Here is an 18,812-nt window from a genome sequence, read left to right on the forward strand (position 1 = left end):
AAATCTGCCGAAAATTGATGACGGGCAAGATTTTATGAGTAAGAATTTAAGATCCTGGGAAGTATGTTTTAAAGCTCATCAGATCGACTGGCTATTTCCCAACTGAGAACTTCATGACAATCGCCGTAGGGATGGAAGAAGTCTTTAAGGTCACTTTTTCAGACGGACATGCAGCAGAAGCCATTCGTGTCCATCGCTCGGATGATTTGTCCCTCACGTTAAAAAAGATGGGATTCCAGGCAGCATATCCAACACTTGTCGTTGTCGGAGGTGCCAGTGGAATTACGAGCGATCGCCTTGAGAAGTTGCGATCGCTATTTGATCAGGTTTTAGCACCGCTGGTACAGCGGTTGGGAGTATCGGTGGTCGATGGAGGCACTGATGCCGGTGTGATGAAATTGATCGGGCAAGCCCGCAGCGCCAGTGGCTCCAGCTTTTCATTGATTGGGGTTGCAGCAACCGGAACTGTAATTATGCCCAATAGCGATGCCCCACCCCCACCCGATGGCGCACCTTTAGAACCCAACCACACCCACTTTTTATTTGTTCCGGGGGCACTGTGGGGCGACGAAGCTCCGTGGATTGCCAAAGTTGCCACAACGTTGGCGGTTGGGGTTCCTTCCGCGACGATATTGATCAATGGCGGCGGGATTGCATGGCAAGACGTTCATAACAGCGTTCGCGCCAATCGTCCGGTTGTGGTGATTGCTGGCAGTGGACGCACAGCCGATGATCTGGCTGCTGCCATTCGGGGGGAAAAAGTCAGCGAGCGGGCAGAGGAGCTGGTTAGTTCTGGCTTACTCCAGGCAGTTGACTTATCCGACGGGTTACACAAAATTGATCAGGTTCTAGCTGATTTGCTGTCAAAGCCGAGACCGTAAGGATCGCGCTTTAAATCAAACTCATTTTTTCGTTGATAACCAACGTATCGCCCGACGTGATTGCGGTAGGACTGTATTGAACTGCGTCGCTCCGCGACGCAGTTCAATACAGTCCTGGTTCTGGGCACATAACGCTATGGCAGTCGAGGGTTGATTAGGATAAAAGTTGTGTGAGAACCCGCGCAGAGCGTGGGTTCTCACACAACCTCCTGATTTAACTATCTCGACGGTTGCTATAAATATTGAGTTAGCGCTGGAATCAAGGATTGAATCAGGGTTGAGGCATCTACACCCAGTTCAGTTCGGTTGTGAGCGGCAAAAATCCCGGCTTGAGCGTGCCACCATGTTGCCGTTTGCACGATAAATTCAACCGCAGATTCAGCCGTAGATTCGACCGCAGATGTTTGCCCGTTTGCTTGCGCCAGAAGTCCGCCGAGCAACCCCGTCAGTACATCGCCACTTCCTCCCCTTGCCAGCGCAGGAGTGCTATCTGGATTGAGCCAAACCCGTCCTTGTGGATGGGCGATCGCCACTCTGGCACCTTTGAGCAAAACGATCGCACCACATGCCCTGGCAGCAGTTCGGGCGGCAGCAATGAAGTCGGAACCGATACCGGTCAGATCAGGAAATAACCGTTTAAACTCCCCAGCATGGGGCGTCAGGATAGTCGGTGCAGGTCTGGAAGCGAGCATTGTTTGAGTGCCCAGTTGCGCCAAAATATTAAGCCCATCGGCATCCAAAACCAGCGGACACGGACTGGATAACAGCGAGCGGACAACAGCTTCAGCCGCCACAGTCAGACCCGGACCCGCCGCGATCGCCTGATATTTGTTCAGGTCTAGATCGGGGGGTAGGTGGGCGATCGCCCCAGTTTCGGTTTCGGCGCAGCCGACAACGAGTGCATCAGGAACTTGAGCCGTCATCAGAGACGTCAGCGTTTTGGGAACGGCGATCGATAACATGCCCACTCCACTCGCTCTCGCAGCTAAAGCTGCCAAAATGGGTGCGCCACTATATTGACGGGAGCCGCACACCAATAACAGATGACCTTGCTTGTATTTGTGGGTGGTAACGGGACGGGGCAGGGGTAACTGGGCGATCGCCCTAGTCGCCGTAATCCGCTGAGTATCGGGGACAGCACCCAAAACCGCCGCGACATCTGCCAGGGGGATATCGAAATCTACCAGTTCTGCCCTGCCCATATGCGCTAAGCCCTGTTCTTGCAAAAACGCCTGTTTCCATAACCCCAAGCACAGCGTATGAGTTGCCCGAATAGCCGTCCCTAAGATTTCTCCGGTGTCGGTATGCAGTCCAGAGGGCAGATCAATGCTAACAATGGGTCGATCCACGTGATTGATCGTGTTGATAGCATCGGCGATCGCCCCTTCAAGCGATCGCGTTAACCCAAATCCAAACAAGCCATCGATGAGAAAGTGGCAGGTCGATAATGACTCAACGTTGCTAGAACAGGGAATACCCAGACTAGCTGCATAGTGAGCATGAGCAGCCGTCAGGTCTTTGAGATTGCTCAACGGTTGATAAAGCAATACCTCATAGCCCTTGAAATGCAACTCACGGGCAACCACCAGCGCATCGCCGCCATTGTGACCGGGTCCGACCAAAATGCCAACCCGACTCATGTGCGATCGCGGATATAAGGTTTGAATGCGCTGAGCAATTAACCCGGCAACTTTCTCCATTAAGGCAGCAACAGGCATTCCCGCAGCAAATAAGCGAGATTCAATCGCTGTCATTTGACTGGCAGTCACGACATAGCGTTGAATCTGCTCAGATCGATGGCTCAGTGTCATAGAGTTGTCCTGAAAAAATCAACTGTTCGGATAGGGACTCTAGCCCATACCCCGCCGCATCCACCATTCCAATAAAACCATGCGGCATTGCAAACAGGTAAGGTCTTGCAGCAGGTCGCTGACCCCGGTCGATGTGGCGGGGTACGTGGTGCCCACATGGTTAGGCGGGAGCGGAAAATCAGGCTGAATTTCGGCAATAAACCCATACAGCTTTTGGTTAGAAAACGAACTATCTACCATCCAGCCCTCATGGTTAAGTGCCATCAAAAAAGAGATTGCCTCAGCCGCAACACCCAACTCTCGTTGTAAGACAGCGATCGCCGTAGTCTCTGGAGGCTTGCCTTTTAGCATCCGTCCACCCGGAAAATCTAAGGTTAAGATTCCCACCCCCGGACGGTAGACCTTGGGGGGCAAAATCAACTGATTCGCTTGAATCGGTAAAACAATCACCGAATCAGCCCGCTCCACTCGCCAATATTCTAAATTTCGTCCCTGGTCATCGCGATACCGTTCGCCAATGAGGGTCAGCCAATGAGAACGGATGTCTAGAAAGCGATCGCCTTTTGTCCACATGAGCGGATGAATCGTTGATGAAGTTAGGGTCGGAATGCAGGCAAAACCTTACACCCCCCATAATCCACTGAATTCACGTAGCAATGACAGCACTTTGTTACAGGACGGGTAGTTTTTTTGCGGATGAACCCTGCGGGTTCATCCGCAAAAAAACTGATTCTGAGCTGAAGCCACAGATTTCTTGTGGTGTGACATGCGGAGCGTGGCACACCACAAGAAATCTAAACAGACTCAAGTGCGAAGCGCTGTAAGGAATTAGCCTTCGGGCAAAGTGTGACGTGAGTCACCGTTGTGGGTGGGACATGTCACCTGAGATGGCTTGGAGAATCACACTCAGACTTGGGGTGCAATCACCAGGTCGAGCAGTCAAATGCGGGATATTACTTACATCGACAGCTTCTACCGAGCAGCCCCTATGAACACTCCTATCTGCACTCAACCCGCCACCTCCCAGACCGCAACCACCGCCACACCCTCACGGTTTAATCGCTCGATCGAAAGGCTATTGACAGGTGCATTACTAACCCTGGCTATTGGCATTACAGCAGCCGCTTTACCGGCGCAAAGTACTGAAGTGCCAGCGATCGCCCAATCCAGTACAACACCCAGTTCTCTAGAAGCATCAAACTCTACTCAGCGGCAACCTTTGAGAGATGGAGTCTATCTCTACGGGCAATCTGCTCAAGCTGATGAAATCGGTTCCGCTTACATGGTTTTTGAAGTCAACCATCAGCAAGTGGTGGGCGCTTTTTACATGCCATCTTCATCCTTTGACTGTTTCCAGGGCGAAGTTCAAGGCGATCGCCTGGCTTTGAACGTAACCAACAGCTATGAACAAGCCAGCTATCCTTACTCTGTAGATATGGCAACCGATACTGCCGTTGCATCATCCGAAAATCCTGCATTTGAGTCGATTCAACTCGTCGGATATCAGCCCATTGCCAGCATTGATGAAAACAACTACAAGATGCTAGAGACGTGCCAGGCTCGTTATTAAACCTGCATTGACAACCAATTTCACGCTAAGAGCTGGAGAGCTTCCGACGGAAGCCCTCCAGCTCTTAGCATTAAGAGCGTTGCGTGTGAGCCACTGATGGCTTTATAGCACCATGCGTTTCGGTTCGGACGGGGTGCAGGGGTGGAACCTCTGTCCGGGGGCACAGCCCCTGCCCAAGCTGAGCTGCCAGAGATTTATTCATACCAGGATTCAGCAATGCCAAGTTTGATACGGCAGAACGGAAGCATGTTTTTTATGATCAATCCGCCTGGTTTGCAGAGTTGTTTGTGCCACAGGGCAAACTATTTTTAGCTAACGTTCGAGAGATATTACACTATGCGACAGTTGACGGCAGGCTTTTTAAGTGCGATCGCTCTTTTTACTAGTAGTTCTGCCTACGCCCAAACCAACCATCAAGCGAGCTATTCGGCAAGCGACCTACAGTTTTTGCAGTGGATCGAGCAACATTTTGAACGTGAGCAAATTCCTGCCAATATTCTGTCTGACGATGCCAAAATTTTTGCAGCGCAAGATTTTTGTGCGCGACTCGATCACGGAGTCAGCCTGAACCAGATCCAACACGGTGTAGACCAGCTTGCCGCAGGCTACTCTGACCCAGAAGCCAGAAGGCTCATGGTGTCAATCTCCAACGTTCTGTTATATGGCGGCATCACCCACTATTGCCCACAATATTTAAATGAAATAGACTATGCCTCTGCCGCAGGCTCAACTCATACCGAATCGCCGAATGGTCTACTAGAATGAGGTACCACAACAACTTGACAGCAACGTTGTGCGAAGAATTGGGTGCGCTCAACGATTTTAGGGATGACATTCACATATTGAGGATCGTGGATTTAATAAATCGCAATTCTTTTCGAAAGAACAGTGGCTCCGCTGCTTTCTCCAAAAGACAGGTTAATTAATCTACAATCCTAAATAAAATCTACGCTCTTCAGACAAAATCAGGTTTTGATAGCTCTGTACGATGCATCATTTGGCAGACCCTATCCCTTTGGCATCCGTGTACGCTCAATTTCTCTGCCCTCGTCATTCACATAGCGATTTTCAATCGAGTGGAGCACAGATTATTTCTTAAAAGCCACGTAGAGCATAGCTTTCAAGAAATAATCTATTTCTAGTCGAGCGCAAAGCGCTACAGACGAGATCTCTATGCGAATGGTGGTCAAAGCCAACTTGCGATCGCCTTTAGCCATCCCATCCACTCCCAGCGATCGGGTTTGCCCAAACATGTTGTGCTATGCAAAATGAAGACCACCCTTCTTTCCAGCTTGACCCTCATCAGATGATTGAGCGTCTGATGGCGATCGCTTGCTGTATGCGAGAGTCTACCCATCTAGACGACATTTTTCAGACGGCAACCACTGAGATTCAGGCACTGTTCCAGGCAGATCGGGTAGCGATCTACCGCTTGAAAACGGGGAAAGGAGGCGTGATCGTAGCCAAGTCGGTTGCCGAAGGCTATCCTTGTCTACCGAAACCGTTGCCAACATTAAACTGGATAGATCCAATCGGTCATTGGCAACAGTTGCAAGATGGACACCTCCACATCAGTACCCCCCCCCATCCCCACTATCGCCAGCAAGAAGATGACTTGGATGCGTTATCTGAAGTGATGAGTCGGATTGAAATCCCCATTCTCTCCACGGTGGCAGGGCTTCACCCAACTGACCCAAAATCCGATATAGCCAAGTCTCTCTGGGGTGTGTTGGTGATTGACCATTGTTCTATCAAGTACTCGTGGCAAGCGAGTGAATGCCGATGGTTAGAATATCTCGCTGTACAACTGGCGATCGCCATTCAACACAGTCAGATGCAGGATCGCTGCCAGCAACTTGAAGACCATCTCGAAGGCAAAATTGGAGAACGGACATCCCAATTGATCCAGGCGAACGCCGCTTCTGTCTCTAAATTGCAACAAGCCCAAAAGAAACTGGCTCTATTAATTGAACGCAGTCCTTTAGCCATTATCGAAACCACACCCCATTTTTTGATTACAGACTGGAATCCTGCCGCAGAACGCATTTTCGGGTTCAGTAAAAGCGAAGCTCTGGGTCAGTATATTGATCAATTAACTGTGCCCGCCGCTGGTCGTCCACAAGTGCAGCAAACCCTGACTCGGGCACTGTTACACACTAGCGATGCCCTCAGCATCAATGAAAATTGTACAAAAGATGGTCGCCTCATTACCTGCGAGTGGTACAACATTTCTTTATTGGCAACAGATGGTGAAATTACAGGCATTCTCTCGATTGGTGCAGACATCACCGAACGGAAGCGATCGCGAGAAGCCTTGGAACACCTCAACGAAGTTTTAGAAGATCGGGTCGAAGAACGAACCCGAGCCTTGCAACAAAGTTATACCCTGTTGAACGGGGTGATTAATGGCACCAATGATCTCATTTTTGTTAAAAACTTAGAGAGCCAATATGTGTTGGTCAACACCTCATTTCGGCGAGTGTTAGGCATATCGGCAGACGATATTATTGGCAAAACTGACATCGCCATTTTCCCGGAAGAGATGGCTGACGCCATTATGGTGCTTGATCAGAGCATTTTTGCCACGCGTCTGACTAAAACCTTTGAAGAAAATCTCCTGGTTCAAGGCAACCTGCATACCTTTCTCACGACCAAATCACCTCATTACGATACTGATGGTAATTTAATCGGCTTGATTGCCATTTCCCGCGATATTAGCGATCGCAAATCTGCCGAAGAAGCCCTGCGTCATTCTGAACAACAACTGCGAGAGCAGGCACAACGAGAACAATTGTTGAATCAACTGATTCGCCAAATTCGCAATTCCCTCGATTTCGATATGATTTTAGGCAGCACACTGGAAGGGGTGCAGCCGATTCTACAAGTCGATCGGTGTGATTTTGCCTGGTATCGCTCCGATATGGCGGAACCATGCTGGGAAATTGTCAAAGAGTCCCGCTCTAGCGGATTGGCAGATTTAACCGGATGTTATGCCGTGTCTCAATCTGGGGCGATCGCCGCTCAAATTTTACAGCTCAACATGCTGCAAATTCCCGACATCGATGCCATTGCAGATCAAGCCTCCCAGGCATTTTTGCACCAACTCGGCTACAAGTCATTGCTAGCCATGCCCATGCAAACGACATCGGGTCGCATTGGCGTCATGCTCTGTAGCCATAGCACTGAGGCGCGTGATTGGGATGAGGCAGAGATCGAGCTGTTGCAAGCGATTATGGATCAGTTGGCGATCGCACTCAACCAGGCCGAGCTCTATGCTCAAAGCCGTGCCAAAGCCAAAGAATTGGGGCGTGCCCTGAGAGAATTGCAACGCACACAGGCACAAATGATCCAAAGTGAGAAAATGTCTAGCCTGGGGCAACTGGTGGCAGGTGTGGCGCATGAAATCAACAACCCGGTCAATTTCATCTATGGCAATCTCACCCACGCCAATGCCTATATCGGGGATCTGTTGAAGGTGTTGAAACTTTATCAAAAGCACTATCCTCATGCCGTTCCCGAAGTTCACGCGGCAGTCGAAGCCATCGATCTAGATTTTCTGCTCGAAGATTTACCCAAACTGCTGCGATCGATGAAAGTGGGAGCCGATCGGATTCACAAAATTGTGGCATCACTCCGCACCTTTTCCCGCATGGATGAAGCTGAAATGAAAGCTGTCAATATCCATGAAGGCATCGATAGTACTTTGATGATTTTGCAAAATCGCCTGAAAGCAACCCCTGACTATCCTGAAATTCAGATCAAAAAACAATACGGTAATCTACCTCAAGTCGAATGTTACGCTGGGCAGCTCAATCAAGTTTTTATGAACATTCTCAGTAATGCTATTGATGCCTTAGAAGAAAAATTTGCAATCAATAAAACATTTCGACCCAGCATCACGATTACCACAGAGCTATTGGAAAACAAGCAAGTTCGCATTTGCCTGGCTGATAATGGTTCTGGAATTCCAGAGCATATTCGGCAGCGGTTATTCGATCCCTTTTTCACAACAAAACCTATTGGCAAAGGCACCGGCATGGGGCTTTCTATTAGCTACCAAATCGTGACAGAAAAGCATGGTGGTTCTCTCCAATGCGTTTCAGAACCCAAAATGGGGTCTAGTTTTATGATTGATATTCCCATTCATCAACGTTGATGGGTATGAAATACCTCGTCCTTGCAACCGACTATGACGGCACCCTTGCGACAAAAAGCTATGTGGATGAGGCAACCGTAGTCGCTCTGGAACACTGGCGAAATTCTGGACGCCGCCTGATTTTAATTACCGGGCGACAGGTCGATGAATTGATCGAGATTTTTCCGCCGTTGGCTCACTTTGACTGGGTGGTGGCTGAAAATGGCGCACTGCTTTATCAACCCGCTACTCAACTCGAACACCTGCTGGCTCCCCCCGCCAATACAGATCTGGTCAAATGGTTGAGCGATCGCCAGGTCAGTCCTCTGGGCATAGGCAAAGTCATCATATCTACCTGGCAACCCCACGGCGAAACGGTCAAAGCAGCGATTCAAGAGTTAGCGCTCGATCTGCACATCATCACCAACAAAGCTGCTGTCATGGTGCTGCCAACGGGGGTCGATAAAGCCTCTGGCTTATCTGCTGTCTTAGCCGAAATGGATTTATCGCTGCATCAGACGGTGGGCGTGGGCGATGCCGAAAACGACCGGGCATTTTTAGAGATCTGTGGCTTTTCTGTCGCCGTTGCCAATGCCCTGCCCCCAGTCAAACAACAGGTTGATTGGATCACTCAAGCCGAACGAGGGGCTGGCGTAGCAGAGTTGATCCGGCACATTTTAGAAACCGATCGCGATCCAAATTGATCCAAGCCCCTCTCTAAAGGATTGAGGAACCCCTCTCTAAAGGATTGAGGAACAAGTGACGTGTTTCCGACCCCAACACGTCATCCCCAGTTAACGTAGCGATCGCACAGATCACGATTGAGCGCCTCGCTTCGCGAGGCGCTCAATCGTACGTGATTCGTTGAATTCGGATTTCATATCGGTATCACTCATCGATGGCATATAGCGAGAAATGGCGTGGTGGGGCGCTCTGCGCCCCACCACGCCGAAATAAGGTATGGGACAATCCAACTTCCTTCACATATCCGGATCTAAGATGCCAGCAGCGGAAATTAAGATTAGAAGAAGAATTTTAAGCAATTTCGCGGATATTAGGTCAGGCTTTTTTTATACACAATAGAGCCTGGGTGCGTACCTATTTTTTTGCATTTTGTGGACGCAGTTGTTGCATATCAGCCCTATTGCACACCGATTAGGTCAATATCCAGTACCCAATCTTTTATGAAGCTGATTGATTCGCTATTTGCGCATACCCTCCGTCTGGTTCCATCGCCCTTGCTCGCGATCGCGCTCCCGTTAGCCTTTGTCCATACACCTATCACCCAGGCTGCTACAACGCCAACTAATTCTAGCGGATCTTCCCATTTAGAACAGATTAGCGCTCGCCCACATCCTGCTAACTCCTATTCTCAACCCACAGCAGACGTAGAGTCGCAAGCCCTAGCGATCGCCGATACGATTAATCAAATTCGCACCAATCCCAGTGCCTATGCCGATTGGCTGGAAACCCTTCGTCCTGCCTACGACCATGACATTTTGACTTTACCGGGAGAGGGTCGGCTTCGCACCTATGAGGGCGTTGCAGCATTAGACGAGGCGATCGCTTTTCTGCGATCACTAGATCCTCTGCCACCCCTCCATAACTCTCTAGGGATCGCTCAGGCAGCTCATGATCATCTGAATGCAATGACAAGCGGATCAGACGGTAGTAATCGCTTGGGCGATCGCCTCAATCGCTACGGGCAATGGAGTGGTCAAGCGATCGAAATTCAAAGTCATGGCAATTACACCCCAGAACATACCGTATTGCTGGCAATTCTGAATGATGGCAATCCATCTCGTCACGCTCGAACTACCCTCCTTAGCCCAGAGTATGGGTTTATCGGGGTGGCATGTGGCGATGCGTCGCATCAGGCAAACCTATGCTTGGTCGGGGCTGTAACCGAGTACACTGACCAGCCAATGGAAGCACCTTCTGTTGCCTCAACCGATGTAGCCGATGCAGATCAACCCCAATCCAATCACCAGCGCCAATCCGATCACCAGCGCCAATCCGATCGCCAGCACCCATCCGATCGCCACGCCCAGGGTGAAAACTCGAATGAGATGGATCTGTATACGCGCATCTCGCCATCAGACACGACCCCAGTCGAACCTAAAGTGCCCGATGCCCCTATTCCTGACTCTGAAACCACAGCAGTACCGGCAACCGCTGAGCTAAATGCCGACTACCTCTCAGATTTAGAACGCGAGATTATTGCTGAAACCAATCGTTTGCGGCAAGATCCTGCTGCCTATGCTGAACGGTTGGAAAATCTGTTGCCCTATTTTCATGGAAATCTATTGCGAATGCCGGGACAGACGCCCTTACTCACCCATGAAGGTGCTGACGTAGTCTTAGAAGCGATCGCCCAACTGCGAAATACACCTTCCCTCCCTCCTCTCCGTCCCTCACGAGGATTATCTTTAGGAGCGGATGATCACCTCAATGATATGGGTCCAAAGGGTTTGACCGGACACTATGGCAGCGATGGCAGTAGCCCGTTCGACCGCATTAACCGCTACGGCCGCTGGGACAATACCCCAAACGAAAGTGTTGCTGGAGAAAACATTAGCTATTCTCCGATCAACACCGCTCAATGGCATGTGATGCAGTTATTAATTGATGATGGTGTTTCTAATCGAGGGCACCGCACAACATTGCTCGATCCCAGATTTGAGATGACCGGGGTAGCCTGCGGCTCCCATTCCATCTACAGATATATGTGCGATATCACCTATGCCCACGATTATGAAGAAGCTAACTAGTGGTCTGTCAATTAAAAATTGATGGTTAAAACGGGTAATGTGCCGCGCGAAGCGCGGCACATTACCCGTCAGAAAATACTTGACAAAGCACTAGCGTTAACTAAGGGCTGGGCACAACGGACCAGCCCAAGCGCGTCGGCTGTTCATAGACCCGTTTCAGCGTATTCACATCTCTTGTAGAAATCGGGGGTGGATGGCGAACCTGAGCAAAATACAGAGCATCTGTTGCCACAGAGCTATGCCCCCACAGTCCTAGAGCATGTCCTAACTCGTGACGTGCAGCGGCTCGGGTATAGTCTGGGGTTTGGTCAGGACGCAGTAACAGGGTAAACCGATGCGCCAAATGATCCGACATCGCATCTGAACGACGGATATACAACTCATAGCGAGTTTCGGCAGAACGGGCACGCAAGATCCCTCCCTCGCGTTGCAGAGGAGGAGTCCGTCGCCAAATCGCAATATCTGCTTCCTCAGCCGTAGCAACAATTTCTAGCGGCAAATAAACTGACCATTCTGCGATCGCCTGACGCACTGCATCGGTCCAGGCTTGAGCTTGCTGTTGAGCCGGTAAGACGGACGGTGACGGTGGCGATGTCGGAATCGCTGTTTCGAGATAAACCTTAATTGGAAAACTTGACCAAACCAGATACCCCACAGACGTTGCTCGAATGTCAGAAAAATAGTCCCCTGAGTTCGTTGGATCCTGCCACTGTTCTAAGGTCAACGGCAACGGATGAACGTGCAGTTCCGGCACGACCTGCTGAGTCACAGGCGGCAGATCTTGAGCAACACTCGGTTCTTGCCCCGGATACTGCCCGACAAGCACAATCAGGATCGACGCAAGAAGCAGACTGACATAGAAACAACTACGTTTGAGAGTCAACAACCAGCGCATCACGGCTCTCACCGACTTAGCTAGCAGGTGGATTTAACCAGTTTGCACTCAAAATGACCGTCAGCCCCATAAACAGCACAGTCAACGTCCATGTCACTCGGTTTAGAGTGGTCTCGGCGCTCTTGGTACTGGTAAAGAGTTGAGCCTGACCTCCCAGACCTCCCAGACCATCTCCCTTGGGACTATGGAGCAACACCAGAATGATTAAACCAAGGGCAGACAAAGCCCAAATAGTTTGGGCAATATTGACGAGAGTCATAGCAGTAGTCCAGGTAAAACGTCGAGAAAATCTAAAGCAGTAAACCTAATTACATTTTACAGACTTTGGTGAAGGGGGTCATGGGCTAGTCAGGGTGTTACTATCTGGCAACGTTCCCTCAGGATCACCCGTTCAATGATCTGTCATCCCTTTCGGGAGAGTGACGGCTCCGCCGTCACTCTCCCGAAAGGGATAAGGTTCTATTAAATCCACAATTTCAAGTCAGTGCTTCAAAACAGGAATTGCGCGTCAAACCTTAAAGAGATACGCGCACGGGTGTGCGATTAGCACGAACTTCAAAACCCACAGGTTCAAGCAGCGATCGCCCCGTCATTTCAACGGGTTGAGGCAGTTTTAAGATCTCCAAGATTGTTGGTGCAATATCACACAGCCGCCCCCCAGACCGCAGTGAAACATCAGTTCCATGACCTGGAATCTTGCGCTGTTCACCTTCGATCAAAATAAAGGGGACAGGGTTAGTCGTGTGCGCTGTCCAGGGGTTGTGATCTTCGTCCCACATCAACTCCGCATTGCCATGATCGGCAGTGATCAACGTTGTGCCACCCACTTTACTGACACTTTCCAGGAGTCGCCCCAAGCACTGGTCAACGGCTTCCAATGCCGTCACAGTAGCATCCATCTTACCTGTATGCCCCACCATGTCAGGGTTGGCATAGTTCACCACAATCAGAGCATAAATTTGCTTTTCGACGGCAGCGGCGACCACTTTTGTCACTTGATCCGCAGACATAATCGGTGCGCGATCGTAGGTTGCCACCATTGGGCTAGGAATGAGTTCTCGATCTTCTCCCTCAAACGGGTCTTCGATGCCACCGTTAAAAAAGTAAGTTACATGGGCATATTTTTCAGTCTCCGCTGTACGAAACTGCTTGAGACCGTTCTGAGCGATCACTTGTCCCAGAATGTTATTGAGATTTTGGGGTTCAAAGGCGACCAGAACTGGAAAGGACGGATCGTATTGGGTAAAGGTAGCAAAGGTTAAGGGTTGAATCAGCGATCGCTCAAACCCCGAAAACTCTGGATCAACAAAGGCTTGGGTCAGTTGTCGCGCCCGATCTGGGCGGAAGTTGAAAAAGATCATGCCGTCCCCTGGCTCTACCGCACCTGGTGCCAATCGGACAGGCAAGATAAACTCATCCGTGATGCCCTCATCGTATGCCGCCTGAACCGCTTCAACGACAGTTGTACCTGTTCCAGCGCCATCTTGCGTCATCACGTCATAGGCTTTCTGGGTACGATCCCAGCGGCGATCGCGATCCATACTGTAATAACGCCCACTCAGCGTTACAATCCGTCCTATACCCTGCTGATCGATGTGCTCTTGAATCTGCTGCACCGCGTTCACAGCGTCCGTAGGCTTGGTATCTCGCCCATCTGCAATCACATGGATGCACACCTCAGAAATATTCTGATCCTTGGCAAGCTCTAGCAACCCCAGAAGATGACTGAGGTGAGAATGTACGCCGCCTTCTGAGCACAGCCCAACCAGGTGCAGCTTGCTCTGGTTCTCATGAACGGTATGACAAACCTTGAGCAGCGCTGAGTTGCTCAGCAATGTCCCATCTTCGACAGCATCGGAAATGCGAACCAATTCTTGCGGAACCACTCGTCCGGCACCAATGTTAAGATGCCCAACCTCTGAATTACCCATCTGCCCATCGGGCAACCCAACATTCTTCCCAGATGTATGAATTAATGTTTTTGGGTAAACAGACCAAAGGCTATCCATAATGGGTGTTTTAGCAGCGGCGATCGCGTTACCATCTGCATCCTCGCGATAACCCCAACCATCAAGGATAACCAGCACCACGGGTGAAATCGGCGCTTGTGCCATGCAGGTAGCCCTTCCGTTGAATAATCTCTCAGCAATAATATCACTCAGTTTTAAACTCTACCTGAGCCTACTCAAAAAGTTGAATGAGTTGAGAATAGAGTTCACTTTAGCCTTTTCTGGCTTTTTCTTTTTGCTTTTGTTTCTCTCGTTTTGCCGCAACCTTCTCAGCTTTTTCAGCTGCAATTGCTTCTAGCTTCGCTTTCTCTTTTTCTTCTGCCGTTTTATCCAGGTAATAGTGATAGTCACCTCGATACAATCTTAATTCGCCATCTCGAATTTCAACAATTTTATTTGCCACTTTAGAGATGAAATATCGATCATGAGACACCACAATAATAGTGCCATCATAATTCTGAATCGCCTCTTCCAGCATCTCTTTGGCAGGAATGTCCAGATGATTCGTAGGTTCGTCCAAAATTAGCAAGTTAGCCGGACGAAGCAACATTTTTGCCAGTGCCAATCGTGCTTTTTCGCCACCACTTAACGCAAGAACCTGCTTAAAAACAGTATCTTTACTAAACAAAAATCGCCCTAATAATGTTCGAACTTCTTCGTCCGTCCAATCGGGAACTTCATCATGAATCGTATTGACGACCGTTTTCTCTAAGTCCAGCGCCTCGGCTTGATTTTGTTCAAAATAACTGAGGATTACGTTATGATCCCCTAACTTAATCGTGCCCTCAATTGGATTTTCTGACCCGGTCATTAACCGCAACAACGTTGATTTCCCAGATCCATTCGGTCCCAAGAAAGCAACGCGATCGCCTCTTTCAATCAGTAACTCTGCCCCTAAAAATAAAATCTTGTCTTCATACAGATGAGTCAACCCTTCAATAATGACCACCTCACGTCCGCTGCGAGGTGCATGGGGAAACCGAAAGTGAAGCGTTCTTAGACCATCGACGGGTGCTTCAATTCGTTCTATCTTTTCGAGCTGTTTTTCCCGGCTTTTCGCCTGGGTACTACGGGTTGCACTGGCACGAAAGCGATCGACAAATACTTGCTGTTTTTCAATTTCTTTCTGTTGGCGCTCGTAAGCACTCAATTGCGCCTGTTGCAGTTCTTCTTTTTGCTGGAGATAGGCACTGTAATTGCCCAAATATGTTGTGGAAACACCCCGCTCAGTTTCTACAATTTGGGTACAGAGGCGATCGAGAAATTCCCGGTCATGGGAAACAATCACCATTGGAGTGGTGAGTCCCTTGAGATAAACTTCCAGCCATTCAATCGTTTCTAGATCGAGGTGGTTGGTCGGTTCATCCAACAACAGCAAATCAGGCTCTTGCAACAAAATTTTCCCCAGGTTCATCCGCATTTGCCAGCCCCCGCTAAAGGCACTGACGAGGCGATCGCCATCTTCTGAGTCAAATCCCATTTCTGGCAAAATTTTCTCGATCTTTGCTTCCAAACCATAACCATTCAGCGCTTCAAATTTTCGCTGAGCGCGATCGAGCTGATGAATTAATTGATCCAGCAAGTCTGGATCAGCAGTTTCCATTTGCCGTTGTACCAGACCCAACTCTTCATGAACCTGGTTCGCCTCTGCAAATGCTCGCCAAAACTCTTCCCGTACCGTTCGTTGGGGATCAATATCAAATTCTTGATTCAGGTAGGCAATACGCAAACTGGCGGGGCGAACAATATTACCGCTCGTGGGTTCGATCTCTCCCGTGATAATTTTAAGTTGTGTCGATTTGCCAGCACCGTTCACTCCGACCAACCCGACCCGATCCCCAGACTTCACTTCCCAGTTGACGTCTTTTAAGACTTCGCCCGTAGAATAAATTTTACTGATGTGCTCTAGTCTTAGCATCAAATGGCTCCAAGCAAACGACACAGATCAATCAACCACTTCTTCTCTCAACCAGAGCAGAGATGAGGAGCAATTCTCAAATTAAATCTTAAGAAATTCTAAAGCCTAACCCATCCGAATTGCAAAGTTTAGATAACTCTGTTTTGCCGGAAGTCTATATGCACTTCGGAGTAGTTGCTACATATATCTATATACAACCCCATTGTACTCATTACTGGATGGTAAGCCAGTGTTGTAAATCAGAGTTCAAGCGATGGACATCAAAGAAAGTCATACTCTAATTAAGAATATTTCTGAAAAAGGTTTTACCTCTGTAGAGGTGAAGCATTCGTTAGATAGGCTTTGGTTAATGGCAAAAATCATGGTTCGCATGCCTCGCCCTACGTTTTTATGGGATGACCTTTTCTAGAAATCGCCTAAGACATCGTTGAGTCAAGCAATAACGTCTGAACAAACTCGTATAGATCCGGTTCTGCTTGGCCGTCCAGCTGTCGATTTTTAAGTTCAATAATGCCCTCTGCCAAGTCTCCTGCCCGTTTTTTATAAAGATTATTAGCACTCAGCAAATCTATAAAAATTTCTTGCTCGATCTGTAAACGGGTCGCATCCTCGGAAGCATGGGAAACATAGGTTGTCGAATCAACCTCATACTTCAGCAAAAAAATCAAAGCATTACTCAGGTGCTGAAGTTGCTGTCGCAATTTTCGAACATCTAAATCTAAACGCTCAAATCCAACTTGTCCATCAATTTTCAATTCCACAATCGGCACCTGGGTGGGATCAATCCGACCAGCTGCGATCGCGTCCTGCACCATGGCGATCGCACCTTGTTCAACGTCTTCTAATGTCTCTGAACCCCGAGTTGTGTACCACAATCTGACGATGGGGCGTTGACGATAATCTTGTTTAAGTTGGGCTTTAATGCCAGTCTTGTCGATGTCCACCAGATAAACGCCGCGTTCAAATCGACTTTCCTCTACACTGTTGGCTTCAACTGCCCCCGGATTAAAAATCCATCCCTCAACTTCGTAGTTTTTGTGGATGTGCCCTAACGCCAGATAATCGACCCCTACTTCTTTTAATGGCAACACTTCTGAATAGCGGAGTGCACCCGAATATCGGGAAATTTGACCTTCTAAACCGTGGTGAAACAGAAGAATCGTGTGATCGGGTCCCGGTGGTAACTCTCGAATCATGGCTGAGATTTGTTCGATGGCTTTGGGTGCAGTTGCTCCGTACCAATTAGAACCCAAAACTCGTACACCACACTCTAAATCAACGTATCCCCCACGTCTCCCATCCCAAGCGGAATAGAACGGTTCACCCGCAGCAACATCTCCAGGCTCTAATAACGTCAATAAACCCCAATCGGCTAGATAGCGCAACCAACTCGTTTTAGTCCCGTAAGGTCGGTTGTCATGATTGCCTTCAATTGCCAGAACCGGAATATTTTCATCTCGCAGGGTTTGCAAGCAAATCTGAGCCTGATTGAGTGTTCCAGGCTGGATGTTGCGATGCTCAAATAAGTCTCCAGAGAGCACAACAAAGTCTACCTGTTCAGCGATCGCATACTTTTCTAATGCATCTTGAAAGGCATAAAAAAAATCTTGAGTCCGTTCTTTGCTGTCATAGCGATCGAACCCAAGATGAATATCGGCTAGATGCAAAAAACGAGCCATTGAAATGTTTAGATAGACACAACAGGAGAATCGGATGTTGCCATTTCTGCTAAACGCTCTTGCTGATCTTGCGTGATGCAGGATTGGATAATCGTTTCAATATCCCCTTCCAAAACAGGGGTCAGCGTGAAGTTCTGCCCCAAGCGATGGTCGGTCACCCGATTATCTTTGTAATTATAAGTGCGAATTTTCTCAGACCGTGCACCTGTGCCGACCTGCGATCGCCGCATCGAAGTCACTGCTTCTTGTTGCTCCCGCATCTTAATGTCGTACAACTTGGCACGCAAGATTTGCATAGCTCGTTCGCGGTTTTGCAGTTGCGATCGCTCTTCTGTACAGAAAATTCGAATTCCTGTCGGTTTGTGAAACAGGTCAACGGCGGTTTCCACCTTGTTCACGTTCTGTCCACCGGCTCCACCCGATCGAGCAGTTGTCAGCTCAATATCTTTAGCATCAATCTCAACCTCAACCTCATCAACCTCAGGCATAATGGCGATGGTTGCGGTCGAAGTATGAATCCTTCCCCCAGCCTCGGTTACAGGAACACGTTGTACCCTATGAACACCAGCCTCAAACTTCAACTTACTATAAACCCGTTCTCCCTGAATTTCTAAAATTGCTTCTTTAAAGCCACCCATATCTGCGGTTGACTCACTGACCAGTTTCACACGCCAGTTCTGATTCTCTGCATAGCGAGAATACATGCGCAGCAAGTCACCCGCCCAAATGCTAGCTTCATCACCACCCGTTCCCGCCCGAATCTCAAGCATGATGTTTTTATCATCATTGGGGTCACGGGGGAGCAATAAAACTTTCAGGCGGCTTTCCAAAGATGCAATTTCTTCTTCCAGGTCATCAATCTCAAGGGCAGCCATCTCTCTCAATTCTGGGTCAGATGCAGACTCTTTAAGAATCGACTTCGTCCCCTCCAAATTTTCCTGAGCTTTTTTCCATAAAACAAACGTATCAACCGTTTCTTCCAAGGAAGAGCGTGCCCTGGCAATTCGCTGAAATTCGTCCGGGTCAGTCGCCACATCAGGATCTGCTAACCTTCGAGTTAACTCATCAAAGGTCTGTTCAACAGACTTTAGCTTGTCTAATAAATAAGTCTCAGCCATAGTGTCAAAACATCCAGATCCGTGG

15 protein-coding genes are annotated in these 18,812 nt (G+C 48.9%); 6 read left to right on the forward strand and 9 right to left on the reverse strand.

The genetic code is table 11. The annotated features are described in order from the left end of the window. Nucleotides 1–113: 113 nt before the first annotated feature. Nucleotides 114–881, forward strand: a complete 768-nt coding sequence (locus ACR6Z4_RS21775; RefSeq protein WP_479719426.1) for a hypothetical protein — start codon at nt 114–116, stop codon at nt 879–881. Between the two features lie 233 nt (nt 882–1,114). On the opposite strand, the gene ACR6Z4_RS21780 is transcribed toward ACR6Z4_RS21775, so the two are convergent. Further along, entirely contained in the window at nt 1,115–2,692 is a 1,578-nt protein-coding gene (locus tag ACR6Z4_RS21780) for an NAD(P)H-hydrate dehydratase (protein ID WP_479719427.1), read from the reverse strand. A 39-nt stretch (nt 2,693–2,731) separates the two neighbouring features. Then, complete coding sequence (locus ACR6Z4_RS21785; protein ID WP_479719428.1) at nt 2,732–3,265, reverse strand: NUDIX hydrolase; 534 nt, start codon at nt 3,263–3,265, stop codon at nt 2,732–2,734. A gap of 415 nt (nt 3,266–3,680) precedes the next feature. Between ACR6Z4_RS21785 and ACR6Z4_RS21790 the strand changes: the two genes are divergently transcribed. Further along, complete coding sequence (locus ACR6Z4_RS21790) at nt 3,681–4,262, forward strand: hypothetical protein (protein ID WP_479719429.1); 582 nt, start codon at nt 3,681–3,683, stop codon at nt 4,260–4,262. A gap of 336 nt (nt 4,263–4,598) precedes the next feature. After that, nucleotides 4,599–5,027 carry a DUF732 domain-containing protein gene (locus ACR6Z4_RS21795; protein ID WP_479719430.1) on the forward strand — a complete coding sequence of 143 codons (429 nt, stop codon included), beginning with the start codon at nt 4,599–4,601 and terminating at the stop codon, nt 5,025–5,027. A 323-nt stretch (nt 5,028–5,350) separates the two neighbouring features. Here ACR6Z4_RS21795 and ACR6Z4_RS21800 read toward each other — a convergent pair whose 3' ends face one another. After that, nucleotides 5,351–5,515 carry a hypothetical protein gene (locus ACR6Z4_RS21800; protein WP_479719431.1) on the reverse strand — a complete coding sequence of 55 codons (165 nt, stop codon included), beginning with the start codon at nt 5,513–5,515 and terminating at the stop codon, nt 5,351–5,353. Between the two features lie 8 nt (nt 5,516–5,523). Here ACR6Z4_RS21800 and ACR6Z4_RS21805 point away from each other — a divergent pair, with 8 nt between their 5' ends. From ACR6Z4_RS21805 to ACR6Z4_RS21815, 3 genes are all read left to right on the forward strand, one after another. Continuing rightward, nucleotides 5,524–8,418, forward strand: coding sequence for a PAS domain S-box protein (locus ACR6Z4_RS21805; RefSeq protein ID WP_479719432.1), 2,895 nt, complete (start codon nt 5,524–5,526; stop codon nt 8,416–8,418). 5 nt (nt 8,419–8,423) lie between these two features. After that, complete coding sequence (locus ACR6Z4_RS21810) at nt 8,424–9,101, forward strand: HAD family hydrolase (protein ID WP_479719433.1); 678 nt, start codon at nt 8,424–8,426, stop codon at nt 9,099–9,101. 480 nt (nt 9,102–9,581) lie between these two features. Then, nucleotides 9,582–11,168 (forward strand): CAP domain-containing protein, encoded by a 1,587-nt coding sequence (locus ACR6Z4_RS21815; RefSeq protein WP_479719434.1) that lies wholly within the window; start codon nt 9,582–9,584, stop codon nt 11,166–11,168. 100 nt (nt 11,169–11,268) lie between these two features. Here ACR6Z4_RS21815 and ACR6Z4_RS21820 read toward each other — a convergent pair whose 3' ends face one another. The 6 genes from ACR6Z4_RS21820 to prfA form a co-directional block, all read right to left on the reverse strand. Next, nucleotides 11,269–12,063 carry a peptidase gene (locus ACR6Z4_RS21820; protein WP_479719435.1) on the reverse strand — a complete coding sequence of 265 codons (795 nt, stop codon included), beginning with the start codon at nt 12,061–12,063 and terminating at the stop codon, nt 11,269–11,271. 16 nt (nt 12,064–12,079) lie between these two features. Continuing rightward, nucleotides 12,080–12,322, reverse strand: a complete 243-nt coding sequence (gene secG / locus ACR6Z4_RS21825) for a preprotein translocase subunit SecG (protein ID WP_479719436.1) — start codon at nt 12,320–12,322, stop codon at nt 12,080–12,082. Nucleotides 12,323–12,578: 256 nt separating this feature from the next. Further along, nucleotides 12,579–14,177 carry a 2,3-bisphosphoglycerate-independent phosphoglycerate mutase gene (gene gpmI / locus ACR6Z4_RS21830; RefSeq protein ID WP_479719437.1) on the reverse strand — a complete coding sequence of 533 codons (1,599 nt, stop codon included), beginning with the start codon at nt 14,175–14,177 and terminating at the stop codon, nt 12,579–12,581. A 106-nt stretch (nt 14,178–14,283) separates the two neighbouring features. Beyond that, nucleotides 14,284–15,990 (reverse strand): ABC-F family ATP-binding cassette domain-containing protein, encoded by a 1,707-nt coding sequence (locus ACR6Z4_RS21835; RefSeq protein WP_479719438.1) that lies wholly within the window; start codon nt 15,988–15,990, stop codon nt 14,284–14,286. A gap of 416 nt (nt 15,991–16,406) precedes the next feature. Continuing rightward, a complete protein-coding gene (locus tag ACR6Z4_RS21840; RefSeq protein ID WP_479719439.1) occupies nt 16,407–17,669 on the reverse strand; it encodes a metallophosphoesterase family protein in 1,263 nt (420 codons plus the stop codon). Nucleotides 17,670–17,677: 8 nt separating this feature from the next. Then, on the reverse strand, nt 17,678–18,787 hold the full coding sequence (gene prfA / locus ACR6Z4_RS21845) for a peptide chain release factor 1 (RefSeq protein WP_479719440.1): 1,110 nt from the start codon (nt 18,785–18,787) through the stop codon (nt 17,678–17,680). Nucleotides 18,788–18,812 lie beyond the last annotated feature (25 nt).

This window comes from Calyptranema fuscum S582, assembly GCF_055793305.1.